This is a genomic window from Lentzea sp. NPDC005914, assembly GCF_040629405.1.
Classification (GTDB): Bacteria; Actinomycetota; Actinomycetes; order Mycobacteriales; family Pseudonocardiaceae; genus Lentzea.
This window is the reverse complement of record NZ_JBEXVQ010000034.1, coordinates 1-13372: the sequence shown is the minus strand read 5'-3', so window position 1 is coordinate 13372 and position 13372 is coordinate 1. Positions and strand designations below refer to the sequence as shown.

Sequence of the window (13372 nt, the reverse complement as noted above, 5' to 3'; positions counted from 1 at the left end):
GCGCTCCCAGACACAGACCGTAACGGAGCCCTCACGAGTTGGAAAGCGGCCGACCGTTGCAACCAGTGCTAGCTAACACTCACAGGTCTGCTCCGGGTCGGATAGGGATGACGTCAGCGCGGTGGTGCGTGAGTTCCTGACGGAGCAGGGTGTTGTCGTGGTGCAGTGCGGCGATCGCGGTCGTGGCGGCGTCTAGGCGTCGATGGAGATCGGCGCATTCGCGTTTCTTGGCAGCGAGTTTGAGCCGAAGTTCCCGGATCTCGTCGTCGAGGCGGGTCACCGCGGGTCTGCGGTGCTGCGTTGAGCAACGTGGTCATCCCATTCCGCGAGGATCGTGTGCGCGCGGTTCATGGTCGCGCGGCTGACTCCAGCCTCCTTCCACAAGTTCTGCTTGGTCAGCCGTCCGTCCGTGCGGCACGCGGCTCCGGTGAGCAGGCGGTGCATGGCCGTTCGTACTGCTCGCGCGGTTGCTGCGGTGACACCGTCCTCGGTGAGGGTGCGGGCGGACACGGCGGTCACTGGCTCTGCTCTCGGCTGCGGTCGAGGATGGTGGTGGCCTGGTCGATCTCTCGGCGGATGAGCGCTTTGCGTGCGGGAGGAAGGCTTGGGGTGTCCAGGAGTTTGAGGTGGATGCGTCGGTGGGAGTCGTGGATGGCGAGGTGCTCGACACCGATCATGCTGTTGCGGCAACGGTCGGGACGGCAGCGATCGTGCAGTCACACGCTGAGCTGCGGTGATCAGCGTCTGTCGTCCTGCAGGCATGATCGTGGGCGTGGCGCTGCGACTGCTGTACCTCATCGTTGTTCGGCTCGGTGGCTGGCTAGTTCTGCTCGGCCGGTCTTCGGTGGCCAAGGACGTGGAGTTGCTGGTGTTGCGGCACGAAGTCGCGGTGCTGCGTCGGGGTCAGCGCCGTCCGCGGTTGGATTGGGCTGATCGCCCGGTGCTGGCCGCGTTGGTGCGGCAGCTAGCGGTGTGGCTGCGACAGCACCGGTTGGTGTCTTCCGGGCACCGTGCTGCAGTGGCATCGGCGGTTGGTCGCGAAGAAGTGGACTTACCCGAACCGGACTGGGCGACCGCGGATCGATGAAACCGTCGTGGCTTGATCGAGCGGATGGCACGGGAGAACTCCGGCTGGGGTTACCGCCGGATCCAGGGTGAGCTGCTCAAGCTCGGCCATCGGACGTCCGCGTCGACTGTTCGTTGTGTGCTGAAGCGGCTTCGGATTCCGCCTTCGCCGACTCGAGAAGGCACAGGCCTGCCGCCGAGCTCGTTGGCAAATCCCGATCCACCGTGAGGTAGCACGACGTCGTGGCTAGGCATTGGTCAACGCCGCGACGAGCGTCGAGCCATGCGTTGGTCCGCACTGGGCTGTTCGAGTGGAGTCGGCCACGACGCCGTCACGGTGCTTCTTGTCTCTGGGTCTTGGTTCTGACCGAGGGAGCTGACTGTGGCCGCGCTGACGAGTACCGAACTGGTTGCCGCGTTGACGGGATGTCGCCGTCTGGTGGTCCCGTCTGAGGAGCCTGGCTTGCGTTTTGCGTTCTATGGCCGGATGTCGACGAGCACGTTTCAGGATGTGCAGACGTCTCGTGCGTGGCAGCGGGCGGTATCGGATGAGTTGATTGACGGCGTCGGCTCGGTGGTTGGGGAGTTCTTCGATGTAGGTGTGTCGCGGCGGTGGTCGTGGCAGGACCGTCCCGAGGCTGCAGCGTTGCTCGCTGCTGCCGCGGCTCCTGATCGTGACTTTGACGCGGTTGTGGTGGGCGAGTACGAGCGGGCGTTTCATGGTGACCAGTTCCGCGAGGTCGTGTCCCGGTTGAACTCGCTGGGTGTTGCGGTGTGGTTGCCGGAGGCGGGTGGTCCGGTGGAGTTGGGTAGTCCGGTACATGAGGCGTTGATGGTGTTGTTGGGTGCGCAGGCGCAGCGTGAGGTGGCGAGGGCACGGCAGCGGGTGCTGGCGGCGATGCGGGTGCAGACTCGTGTACAGGGCCGGTTTCTGGGTGGTCGTCCGCCTTACGGCTATCGGCTTGTTGATGGCGGCCGACATCCGAATCCTGTGCATGGGCGGTGGGGTCGGCGGGGTGCAGGTGTTGGCGCCGGATCCGGTGATGGCGCCGTGGGTGCGGTGGATGTTCGCCGAGCGTGCCCGCGGTCGCACGGTGGCGTCGTTGGCGCGTGAGCTCAACGAGCGTGGCGTGGTGTGCCCGTCGGGTGCCGATCCCGAGCGGAACGCGCACAGGTCGGGGGAGCGGTGGATTGTCCGGACAGTGGCGATGATCCTGGAGAACCCGCGCTACACCGGTCGGCAGGTATGGAACCGAAGCAGCACAACGGGTCACGGGCCTGGAAGCCGTCCCAGCGGCCGCGGTTCAGGTGTGCGGCGGTGGAATCCGGTCAGCGAGTGGGAGGTCTCCGAACGGATCGTGCACGAACCACTCGTGGATGACGAGACGTTCGTCGCCGTTCAGGGGATGCGGGTGGCGAAGCCTGCAAAAGACGGCGAGGTACGGCGCTACCTGCTGACGGGGCTCGTCGTGTGCGGGCTGTGTGGCCGTCGGATGGACGGGCACTGGGTTCATGGGCGGGCTGGCTATCGATGCCGGCACGGCTTCACCAGCGTCAGGCGACGTTCCGACGGCGAACCGCGGAACATCTACGTCCGAGAAGACCACCTTCTTGAGGCACTGCCACACCTGCTCGGGCGGGCCGCGGAACCTGTGGAAGTAGGTGTGGGCGAAGACCTGGGGGGTGCGCATCCGGCCCGCACGTCCGCATGAGTTCGATGAAACGGCTGATTCCTTTGGATTCTGACTTCAACCGTCATCGATCACATCAAGGTGGCGACCGGGATGCAGTCACGCGGACCGTAGAGCCAGGTCACGAGTCCCTACGTCGCCGGCGAGAACCCACCGATCACTCGCCGCCGCCGCACCCTTGCGAGCCCGGCCCTAGCCTCTTCAAGCCGGCCAGATCGAACGCCTCACCATAGATCGACAGGACCGTCTCCGCGGAGTCATCCACGAGTATCGCCATGCCGCTTAACCTGCGCGGATGCAGTTTTCGGCACGCGCAGGGTTGAGCGGGCTCGGCACCTCGCCGGTCAGCACGATCGCGTCGCTCGCCTCCTGGTCGGCGAGGTCGGGCTCGGTGGCCACGGACAACAGGGCCTGCGTGTACGGGTGCGTCGAGTGGTCGTAGACCTCCTCGTGGGTGCCCTGCTCGACGATCTTGCCCAGGTACATGACGAGCACCCGGTCTGAGACGTAGCGGACCAGGGACAGGTCGTGGCGATGAACAGGTACGAGAGCCCGGGTTCCTGTTGCAGGTCCTCGAGAAGGTTGATCACTTGGGCCTGCACCGACAGGTCGAGGGCCGACACAGGTTCGTCGCAGATGAGGATCTTGGGTCGCAGCGCGAGCGCCCGTGCGATGCCGATGCGTTGCCGCTGGCCACCGGAGAACTGGTGGGGATAGCGGTTGACGGGCTCGGGGTTGAGTCCGACGGCGTCGAGGAGATCAGCGACCGCGGCGCGCCGGCCCTTCGGCGGGGTCGCGGACGGGTGGATCTCGAACGGCTCGCCGACGATGTCCCCGACCGTCATCCGCGGGTTCAGCGACGAGTACGGGTCCTGGAGCACGATCTGGATGTCCCGGCGAACGGCCCGCATCTCGCGCAAGAAGATCGCTGAACTCGTCGCCTTGTAGAACCTGCTGGCGGATCTCGACATCGGAGTTCTCAGCAGGTCAGTACGAGCTGACCTGCTGATTTTCGGAGCGGCCTCGACGGCGCCGACGGGGTCGAACTGCGTCTGAGGACGATCTTGCTCGCTAAGCACACGTCTCATCTGGGCTGGTCAAGGCCTGTGACACCCTGTCCTGGTCGTCCGGTAGGGGCGTCGAATCGGGACGGGTTGGCGGGACGGCCCCAAGTGGCATCTAGCTGGGCAAACAGCTCAATCACCAGAGCGGGGCGGGTTGGTCAACCCGTCCCGCTCTTCTACCTCTGGCCTCGGGTGAGCCTATTTAGGTGGCGTTGCCCCTGGCCGCGAAGTTCGACCCGTGGAACGCCGTCGTCGCGCACCGGCCGCTGGGCGAGGTGATGCGCGCCCGCAAGGTCGCGTACCGCCCCAGCCAGCCGGGTCGCGGCGCGGACTAGAGCCACTCCCGCACGATCTTGGTGAAGCGGTCGGGCTCCTCCACCCACGGGAAGTGGCCGCTGTGCTCCATCTCGACGACCTGCGCGTGCGGGATACGCCGGGCTATGCGGCGGGACTGGGCGGGGCTGCTGATCCGGTCGTGACTGCCGACGATGACGAGCGTCGGCACCTGGATCTCCGCCAGCCGGTCCGCGGCGCTCCAGTCCGCGAGGACCTCCATCGAGCGCACCATGGCGCCGACGTTGAAGATCGTCTGACCCATGGCCTCCTGCGCGGCGGCGAGGTTGGCCTGATCCGCGAGGAAGTGCGGCAGCAGCTTGCCCATGTTCGCGGCGAGCTCGGCGTCGTCTGCGGGCACGGAGCCGGCGATCTCGATCCACTCGGGCGGGGGCGGCGGGCCTTGGTCGTCGTCGGGGGAGTCGGACGCGCCGAGCTGGCCCGGCGTGGTGTCGACGAGGACGAGGCCTGCGACGTGTTCGGGGTGGCGCAGGGCCAGTTCCTGGGCGACGAACCCGCCGTAGGAGTGGCCGATCACGATCGCCGGGCTCGCGTCCAGCTGCACAGCGAGCGCCGCCGCGTCGTCGGCCAGTTGCTCCATGGTGAGCGTGGCCAGCGGCGCGCGTTCTGACCGGCCGTTGGCGCGCTGGTCGAAGTAGATGAGCCGCAGCCGGTCGGACAGCGCGTCCAGGCCGCGGTAGAAGGTGTGGTCGAGGCCGAGGCCGCCGTGCAGCACCAACGCGGCCGGCCCCTGACCGACTTCCTCGTAGTAGAGGGTCGTCCCGTTCACGGTTGTTGTGCTCATACCCCGTAGGCGCGCGCTGGGTTCTGGCGCGCCGCCAGATCGGATCTGGCGCCTGAGAAGTGAGCAGACTCAGGACGGGAGAGAGACCATGACGACCACAGAACGGTCACCGGACCAGGTGATGGCGCAGATCACGACCGAGCTGGGCGCGGGCCTGGGCACGTTCCTGACCGCGCTCGGCCTGCGGCACGGCCTCTGGGCCGCGCTGGCCGGCGCCGGGCCGCTCGGCGTCACCGAGGTCGCGGCCAGGACCGGACTCGCCGAGCCGTACGTGCGCGAGTGGCTGCGTTCGCAGGCTGCGGCCGGCTACCTGGACTACGACGCCGACACCTTCAGCCTGCCGGAAGCCGTGGAGATCGCGATCCTGCACGCCCCCGGTGGAGCGATCGTCAACGCCTGCGCGCACCTGATGGCGTCGATGGGCGCGAGCTTCGCCGACTTCGAGAAGGCGTTCCGCGGTGGTGCCGGATTCGCTTGGCACCAGCGCGATCCCGAGTACTGGGCGGGCACGGACGCGCTGACCCGCAGCACCATCCACACCGGACTGATCGCGGCCGCGATCGAAGCGCTGCCGGGCGTCGCGGACGCGTTGCGGGCCGGTGGGACCGTGGCCGACATCGGCTGCGGGTACGGCGCGCCGACCCGGATGATCGCGGAGGCGTTCCCGGCGGCGCGGGTGACCGGGTACGACTACCACGACCGGTCGATCGCCGAGGCCCGGTCGCGTGCGGACGGCGAGGTGCGGTTCGAGGTCGCGAGCGCCTCCGACTTCCCCGGCACCGGACACGCGCTGGTGACGTTCGTGGACTCGTTGCACGACCTCGGCGATCCGGTCGGCGCGCTCGCCCACGCCAGGCGTTCTCTGGCGCCGGGCGGGGCGGTGCTGCTGATCGAGCCGCCCGGTGGTGATCACGTCACCGACAACCTCAACCCGGCCGGGCGGATGTACGAGCGTGCGTTTCACGGTGATCAGTTCCGTGAGGTCGTGGCTCGGCTGAACGCACTGGGGGTCGAGGTTTGGCTGCCGGAAGCGGGCGGTCCGGTGGAACTCGGTAGTCCGATGCATGAGGCGTTGATGATGTTGCTGGGTGCGCAGGCTCAGCGTGAGGTGGCGCGGGCTCGTCAGCGGGTGTTGGCGGCGATGCGGGCGCAGACTCGTGTGCAGGGCCGGTTTTTGGGTGGTCGGCCGCCGTATGGGTATCGGTTGGTTGATGGTGGTCGTCATCCGAATCCGGTGCATGGCCGGTGGGGTCGGCGGGTGCAGGTGCTGGCGCCGGATCCGGTGACTGCGTCGTGGGTGCGGTGGATGTTCGCCGAGCGTGCGCGTGGGCGGACGGTGGCGTCGTTGGCGCGCGAGCTCAACGAGCGTGGCGTGGTGTGCCCGTCGGGCGCGAATCCGGAGCGGAATGCGCACAGATCCGGGGAGAGGTGGATTGTCCGGACGGTCGCGATGATCCTGGAGAATCCGCGCTACACCGGCCGGCAGGTCTGGAACCGAAGCAGCACAACGGGTCACGGACCTGGCGGACGTCGCGGCGGGCGCGGTTCGGGAGCGCTGCGGTGGAACCCGCTCAGCGAGTGGGAGTTGTCCGAGCGCATCGCGCACGAACCACTCGTCGATGACGAGACGTTCGTCGCGGTGCAGGGGATGCGGGTGGCGAAGCCTGCCAAGGACGGCGAGGTCCGGTGCTACATGCTGGCGGGGCTCGTCGTATGCGGGTTGTGTGGCCGTCGGATGGACGGGCACTGGGTTCATGGGCGAGCGGGCTATCGATGTCGGCATGGCTTCACGAGCGCCAAGCGGCGTTCTGACGGCGAACCGCGGAACATCTACGTCCGAGAAGACCACCTGCTCAAGGCACTGCCGCACCTACTTGTGCGGACCGCGGGACCCGTGGAAGAAGGCGCGGGTGAGGAGTTGGTCGATCACGTCCGCGAGCAGCGTCTGCAGATTCACTATGATAGCCGATGTCTTGAAATTCGCCGCGCACAACTAACGTTAAAAACTGTGGGACCTGCTCGTCGCCCAGTTCAGCCAGCTCTCGCATTGGATTGGTGTGCTGACGTAGAAGTGGTCGAAATATGAATTACCCCACGGGATTCTGGTGAATCCCGTGGGGTAAGAGAATGTCCGAGAGTTGCACACTATCCACACGACTCGTGCTGCCGGAGAGGGAGTAGGCGACGTCCAAGGCTTGGCTCGCACCGGCACGCCGGAGACGGCGGCGCTGACGGAGGGCTACCACATGGCGTTCTGGATTGGGGCCGTGCCAGCAGGTGCCAACTTGTGGGCATCAGTCGACCAGCCTGGGTCACGCCGCCGTGCACGCGGCGTGACTGGACGGCGTCGGAGGATGCCGTCCGCAGCTCAGAGTTCTGGGGCACGCTGGTTCGACGCGGATTGCATCCTAGGAAGTGCGCTTCAGGAGGCCACGCCGCGTGAACTCGGCCATGTCGTCTTCCGGGACCTGGGTGTCGGGCTCGTGGTCGATCATCACTTCTCCTGTGGTCGTGGCGGGGATGCCGCCGGGGCCTCGGAGCGGATGCTCCGGGCCGCAAGGGGCGGACCCACGTGCCACGCCACCGACGTGACGGATTCCGCTGAGTGCGGATGTGCGTCACGACGCGCCGATATGTGAAGCGACCACAAGGGGTGTCGGTCAGGAAGCTTGTCGCTGCCTGCCGCGCGCCCGCCGCCCGTCACCGGGCGTTGGTCGGCCGTGGTATCGGCGTCGCACACATAGTGGACCACAGCGTTGGGCTGAAACCCGCAACTTCGGCTCAAGCGTTCTGGCGGACGCGGCGATCATGGTGTGCAGCCGGCTCGCGCCATACGCTCACGGCTGCGGGTATCAAGGGGATCGCCACCGAATCCGAGTTGAAGACCATCGGGGAACACGATTGCCTCGGCCCTCATGTGTCGTGGCTACGCCACGGATTCGGCTTAGCTCGCACCTAATTGTTTCCTGAGTAGTACGCGACAGCGCAGCTTCAAGGCCTTCGTGGACGCGGCGCAAGGACAGCGAAGACCACAATTGCGCCGTGCTGCGTGTCCGCAACAAGTCGATTATTTCCTTGCTGCGGACGAGGGGCTGTGTGTGCCTTATAGAGTAGCTGAGTTGACGTTGCCGCTGGAATGGGAGAGCGAATCGGTGGTCCATCAGTCCCAGCAATGAGATTACCCCACGAACTCGGCGAGTTCGTGGGGTATTTATGTGTCCGGGGCGAGTTGCACACTATCCACACGCCTCGCTGTCAGCGATACGCCGTGATCGATCGACTTATCGGCCGTCCCGGTGTCCCTGACTGACGTCCTGTGCAGGTCGCACGGGACGGTCGTCGCCACCGTCCTGACCTGTGGCGATGCGCTGGCCGACAAGGGGACAGGCTCAGCCGAAGGCGTCCCGGAGTGGATCCATTGCTGGCCAAGACCTGGCTGGCGTGACGACACAGGCGGGACAGGGCAGCCACAACGTTGCTCCAGACCAGCATTGGTTCTCGTCCTTGCTACGCGCCGTGAGCGGGCAGCTACGGGGATAGCTAATCGCCGGCTCTATGTCGACGCCACGGGCCAGCTATTCGTTCATACGTTCGACGGCGCGCCCTCAAACAGGTGGAAGTCGTATCACTTTCTTGGATCGGAACGACAGGGTGGGCAACTGCCACGTATGAGGGTCCAGGGAAGGCTGCTATGTCAACGGCACGCGCGGAGTCAGCTGGATCCGCCAAGACTTCAGCTGCAGACAGTACTGCGGTAAAGCCTGGTTCCCAGACAGAGTCAGGCGCGAAGCGATCGAATAACGCAATCTGGAAGCTTGCGATGCCCGATGGAGAGACACCCCAAGAGCGACTTGATGCGGTGATCGAGGCTTACGAAGAAGAGGTTACAGCCGAAGGTTCTGTCAAACAGTCGCTTATTGAGGTACCGCTCCAGCAGTTCCGGACTGACGTGTCACTCGACCTGTACGTCAGAACTACTTTCAGCAAGGGGATTCTGCCGTTTGTTGAAAAAAATCTTGTTCGACCTGGCGACGCAAATATGTTCCACGTTAAAGGGTTGGATGCGTGTCTCTTCGTCAGCACAGAGTCGTCCATATATGTTATTACCTCAGGTGGCGGCTATCACGTGATCGCAGATTTTGTCGATTACAGCTTTCCCTTCGACGTGGCTAAGAAGCTAATCTCCAACAACTTCACCGCAGCCGATGTGCGGGATATGACCGGCTTCAAGACCAGTCGGTCTGAAACATATCGCCACACATACTCCATCGATAAAAGCGAGGCGATGGATACGATCTGGAAGAAGCTGGTCGGTCGTCTCGATGCTGAGCGGCTTCCGGAAGATAGTCTCCTGCGTGGCCTAATCAATCCTGAACGACCCCCCGCTGTCGAGATTAAGTCAGCTTTTGTGCTTCGGCAGAAGTTGGGACTTTCGGATGTTTGTGATCTGGTCAAAGACCTGGAGCAACTTCCTGAGCCTACGGAGGAACATCTGAGGCAGCTCTCGTTTCTTGACAATCTCTATCCAATCAAGAACGACAAAGAGCTGATGGCAAACCTCTGCGAGAAGTTTGTCGAAAATATTCGCCTCGCATTGCTTTCTGGTGACGTTCCGGACATTGATGTTCTTGATCCTTACGAAATTATCGCTTTCAGGTCCGCGTCAACGTTCAAGATTGGGCGAACCCTGATTGGAGATAGCGCTCCGGATATTGACGAGTTGCTGCCGCTGCTGAAAAATAAGCTCGGCGGTTCTCTTGAAGATTCGAAGACTTTCTACGTCGCTTTCGTGGGCCTCTACCTAAGTTTCAAGGTCGACCCTGACGACGCGTCGAAAGCGATTAGACGCAAACTGATCGACTTTCTCCACGGGCAGGTGGATCTGGAAGGGCGAACATACTTTCGAATCGACAAGGTGTGGTACCGGAGTTTCGGGGACTTCCTAGAAAATCTGAAACGCGACTTCATCGCGGAGGTATTTGATCGCGATCGACCGGTTCTGCTCGGGGACGAGGTGAAGTTCCTGCCATGGGTTGGCGGCTCAGAGAGGGAATTCAATACTGAACAAGCGAAGAAGTCCGGCTTCTACTTTGGCGATGAGATCTTTGCTAGGGTCGATCGCGGCTGGGTTGAACTCTTCGACCTGCTGAAGGTGGACGACGAGAACAAGAAGCTCTATATCGTTCACGTGAAGAAGGACTTCGCTGCGAAGATGCGTGATGCATGCTCGCAGATAACGACTGCTGCCGACGTTATTTCGAGGGACCGCGGGAGCGGAAAGACCGTGCTAGCCAATTACTATCGGGACGAATGGAGCAAGGACGAACTCAATGCAGATATCAGCGAGGAAGTGTTCCTGTCCTGGTTTGACTACGATCTGGTCTACGTCGTCTTGTGTGCCACTTCAAGGGAGTTTGTTGTAGAGGATTTCGAGAAGGGGCGACTGACCTCGCACATTGCGCGGCGCGAGATCCTGGCGACCAAGAATGAAATGAAACGAAACAGGTTCGACTTTCGACTTGCTCACACGAAGTATTCCCGAGCACAAGAGTCCGAGTAAACCGTTTTGGCGATTAATGGTGCGGTGCCGATGGCGGATGATCTGAGGTTGGAATGTTGGTTTCTGCACGAGGAGCTCGTGCTCAATCTGCTTACGGAGAATGAAGCAACAGCGCTCGCTCGTGCAATCCCAGAACCTGGTCGTTCGTTAGCGCAAGTACTGCGGGTCGACCTATTTCAGCGCGCAATATCGCGATACCTTGTGACAACTGGTGTTGCGTCATTAGAGGTCCTGCATCTCAAAGGTGCTTTGAATTCAGGAATGCTCGTCTGGCTCGAACAGGAAATATCGTTTAAGGGTGTGGCTGATGCTCGCGCCAAGGTGGAGAGAGGTCTTTCGGGTCGAGCGTCATTCACTGCCAGGCTCGCGACAGATCGAAGTGTCCGTGTTGTTGGCGACTATAGCGCCTCACGTCTGACCAGTGGGAGCTCAACTGACCAACTGTCGCGAACCAAGCGCCAATTCTTGCTCGGCTACGTCGAAAGCCTGATGGTTGATGAGATCCGCGTCCGGCCTATTGTTATTGCGTCTCGCTGGTTTCAGTCCAAATATAGAACTGGGAGCTATCTTCCGATAATCTCGAACGACCCATGGCATGTTTGGCCGCTTTCGATTGATCAGTTTGATGGTGTTGATTTTACTCGAAGCCTTAAGTCGTCAGACCTGTTGCTGTTAAAAGAAGTGCCAGAGGAGGCTGTGAAGAACTTCTTTGCTGACATTATCGGTGAGCCTGACGTGCCGAAGGATTGGGGTGGAGAGCAGTTCGATCTGTGGTCGTCGATGGTCTCGATTGAAGGGAATCGACTGCGAACGGCATTCGCATTCAAGGGTCCTGCCAAATTTCGTCCCATGACGATTGCTGATCTCGGCAAGAATGGGGATCAGATCGACCGGTTGGCCCAAACGGCGGCCGACTTGATCGTTGTGCAGCATTGCCATTCGATTAGGGCGCCTGTCATCAACATGTTAAAAGCATATGCTGGTGACCCCATGCGGCCGCGAAGGTATATGACCATCGATGGTTACGATACGATTAGAATCTTGCGGCACTTTGGAAAGATCTAGCTTCGATCACTTCATCAAGTCACTCATGAGCGATGCCGTGAGCGTGGCCGCGTGTAGAGGCGAGGATACCAGTTACTTGTGCCGGACTTGATGTCCGACTTCTTGAGGTTGCAGGGCTTGCATAGCAATTGCAGGTTTGTGACGTCGTTCAAGCCTCCGTGTGCAAGCGGAACGATGTGATCGAAGTGGCTGGGGCTTAGAGTGCTCAATAGTCCGGACAAGTCCACTCCGCAATATACGCAGCGACCCTGATCGCGGAAAAATACAGCTTTTCGTGCCCATGCTTTTGGTGTAACTCGCTTGAGTCGGCCTCCATTGTCGGCGATTAGGCCTGTCAGCTCGTCGTCATCGGCAAATTCGTCGATGTCGATCGCTGACACGAGGCGGGCGAGAAAGTCGTTCAGGCCGAACATTACAGCGCGATTATGAAACACGACGTGGAAGACTTCGTCTGCGATGATGTCGAGCAGGTCTTCGTACGGTGCACTTAGTTGCACGCTGGTGATAAAATAGTCGTAGCACTTATCTTCGACTGCGGTTGATTCCTGCCATCTGCGAATGTTTCGACTATCGTACACGAAGTCACCGTCGCGCTCGGGCACTTCGAAGTCGATCGTCGGCCATAGGCCGTATGCGGAAAGGCATAAGTCCACAGGTAGGTAGCGCTTCGGCGTATTTGAAGGCGAGTCCAGGTCATGTCGCGTGACATAGGGACCTGCTGTGTCGTCGAGAAACATCTCGTCGGCGATCCAGCGCGCGAACCTGTGAACAACCGTATCGTACTGCCACGGTGACAGGAAATCAGATAGACCGCCATCTCCGGTCAGTTCCTCAAGATCTCGAATGTAGGCGAATGGATCGCTTGCGATGCCGCTTATGCGACGCGCAATTTCGTATGTACGAAAGTATCGATGGCTGATCCACTCGTTCTCACGCCGTGTGTCCACATTGCCCTTCCGTCCGGCGGCGACAGTAAGAGGCTAGATTAAAGCGTGATGCGGCCATGGAGAAGCTCGGACTTGCCCGAACGTGCGCTCAGCGCCGCGTCGCGGTGTCAGGGTGCGAGACGCCTACCGTGTCTCGCTCTCCTGTAGCTCGGGTGACCAGCGACTGCGTAGGCGTCAGGCTGCTGTGCCCAAGCGTTCTTGGCGGACCTAGAGAAGAGTTACCGCCTCGGCGATGAGTTCCAGCGACTCGTCTTCGTTTAGAGTTAACCCCTGCAATGCGGAGAACAGTGCCGCCGTCTGCTCGATCTGCGTTTGGGTTTCCGCATACTCGGAGCGCACGAAGGTTTCCGTGTACACGACATCGTTGTGCTGCCGGTGAGGAAAGCTCAGCCAGGTGAAGGGGCGGCCCATCGCGGGATAGGCGCCGGCCGACTGCGGCATCACTCGAAGACTGACCTCAGGCAGCTCGCTCACCTCCATGAGGTGAAGCAGTTGTGCCTTCAGCGCACGCCGGCCGCCCACTACCTGCCGCAGCAGCGCTTGTGGGAACACGGCTTCAACGGCCAGTGGATCGTCGCTGCTCGAACGGGATGCCCACGTGTCCCTGATGCGTGAGAGCTGTTCAGCTCTGGTCGAGTCGTCCCACCTCGTTGTTGCCGCGGTGTAGTCGGCGAGCTGGAAGACGGCCGGCACCATGACCGTAGCTAGGGTCCGGAGTCGTGTCGCGTCAGCGAGCAGAAGAGGGAATGGGCTTGACCCGTTTTGACGGACACCTGAGATCAGGGGTTTTGCCCCTGGAAGGATGTCCTTATGAAGACCACGGGCTCGAACAAGCCCCGGCG

At 62.1% G+C, this 13372-nt stretch carries 13 protein-coding genes and 1 pseudogene; 7 read left to right on the top strand and 7 right to left on the bottom strand.

Features of this window, described 5'->3' with window-relative positions:
* Positions 1-79: 79 nt before the first annotated feature.
* From ABZ345_RS36140 to ABZ345_RS36130, 3 genes are read right to left on the bottom strand one after another with little or no spacing between them, the layout of a single operon-like run.
* The gene (locus ABZ345_RS36140; protein ID WP_359858969.1) at positions 80-280 is read right to left on the bottom strand and encodes a hypothetical protein; all 201 of its coding nucleotides are present in this window, start codon (positions 278-280) and stop codon (positions 80-82) included.
* A complete protein-coding gene (locus ABZ345_RS36135) occupies positions 277-519 on the bottom strand; it encodes a hypothetical protein (protein WP_359858967.1) in 243 nt (80 codons plus the stop codon). The genes ABZ345_RS36140 and ABZ345_RS36135 overlap by 4 nt, the downstream gene beginning before the upstream one ends.
* Positions 516-677 (bottom strand): hypothetical protein, encoded by a 162-nt coding sequence (locus tag ABZ345_RS36130; RefSeq protein WP_359858965.1) that lies wholly within the window; start codon positions 675-677, stop codon positions 516-518. Before ABZ345_RS36130 ends, ABZ345_RS36135 begins: the two co-directional genes overlap by 4 nt.
* A 95-nt stretch (positions 678-772) precedes the next feature.
* Between ABZ345_RS36130 and ABZ345_RS36125 the strand changes: the two genes are divergently transcribed.
* The 3 genes from ABZ345_RS36125 to ABZ345_RS36115 all read left to right on the top strand — a co-directional run bounded on the left by ABZ345_RS36125 (position 773) and on the right by ABZ345_RS36115 (position 2777).
* Complete coding sequence (locus ABZ345_RS36125) at positions 773-1087, top strand: integrase (protein WP_359858963.1); 315 nt, start codon at positions 773-775, stop codon at positions 1085-1087.
* A 360-nt stretch (positions 1088-1447) separates the two neighbouring features.
* Positions 1448-2179 (top strand): recombinase family protein, encoded by a 732-nt coding sequence (locus tag ABZ345_RS36120; protein WP_359858961.1) that lies wholly within the window; start codon positions 1448-1450, stop codon positions 2177-2179.
* Positions 2061-2777: a recombinase family protein gene (locus ABZ345_RS36115; protein ID WP_359859139.1), complete on the top strand. Its 717-nt coding sequence runs from the start codon at positions 2061-2063 to the stop codon at positions 2775-2777. Before ABZ345_RS36120 ends, ABZ345_RS36115 begins: the two co-directional genes overlap by 119 nt.
* A gap of 294 nt (positions 2778-3071) precedes the next feature.
* Here ABZ345_RS36115 and ABZ345_RS36110 read toward each other — a convergent pair.
* A pseudogene (locus ABZ345_RS36110) lies at positions 3072-3670 on the bottom strand (ATP-binding cassette domain-containing protein); the annotation flags it as partial.
* A 356-nt stretch (positions 3671-4026) separates the two neighbouring features.
* Here ABZ345_RS36110 and ABZ345_RS36105 point away from each other — a divergent pair.
* Positions 4027-4155 (top strand): hypothetical protein, encoded by a 129-nt coding sequence (locus ABZ345_RS36105; RefSeq protein ID WP_359858959.1) that lies wholly within the window; start codon positions 4027-4029, stop codon positions 4153-4155.
* On the opposite strand, the gene ABZ345_RS36100 is transcribed toward ABZ345_RS36105, so the two are convergent.
* Positions 4152-4958, bottom strand: coding sequence for an alpha/beta hydrolase (locus ABZ345_RS36100; RefSeq protein ID WP_359858957.1), 807 nt, complete (start codon positions 4956-4958; stop codon positions 4152-4154). The two genes, ABZ345_RS36105 and ABZ345_RS36100, sit on opposite strands and share 4 nt — an antisense overlap.
* A gap of 88 nt (positions 4959-5046) precedes the next feature.
* Between ABZ345_RS36100 and ABZ345_RS36095 the strand changes: the two genes are divergently transcribed.
* From ABZ345_RS36095 to ABZ345_RS36085, 3 genes are all read left to right on the top strand, one after another.
* The gene (locus ABZ345_RS36095) at positions 5047-7044 is read left to right on the top strand and encodes a recombinase family protein (RefSeq protein WP_359858955.1); all 1998 of its coding nucleotides are present in this window, start codon (positions 5047-5049) and stop codon (positions 7042-7044) included.
* A 1605-nt stretch (positions 7045-8649) separates the two neighbouring features.
* Complete coding sequence (locus tag ABZ345_RS36090) at positions 8650-10518, top strand: DUF6119 family protein (RefSeq protein ID WP_359858953.1); 1869 nt, start codon at positions 8650-8652, stop codon at positions 10516-10518.
* A gap of 30 nt (positions 10519-10548) precedes the next feature.
* Positions 10549-11583, top strand: a complete 1035-nt coding sequence (locus ABZ345_RS36085; protein ID WP_359858951.1) for a hypothetical protein — start codon at positions 10549-10551, stop codon at positions 11581-11583.
* A gap of 23 nt (positions 11584-11606) precedes the next feature.
* On the opposite strand, the gene ABZ345_RS36080 is transcribed toward ABZ345_RS36085, so the two are convergent.
* Positions 11607-12530, bottom strand: coding sequence for an HNH endonuclease signature motif containing protein (locus ABZ345_RS36080; protein WP_359858949.1), 924 nt, complete (start codon positions 12528-12530; stop codon positions 11607-11609).
* 207 nt (positions 12531-12737) lie between these two features.
* Complete coding sequence (locus ABZ345_RS36075) at positions 12738-13268, bottom strand: DUF5753 domain-containing protein (RefSeq protein ID WP_359859137.1); 531 nt, start codon at positions 13266-13268, stop codon at positions 12738-12740.
* Positions 13269-13372 lie beyond the last annotated feature (104 nt).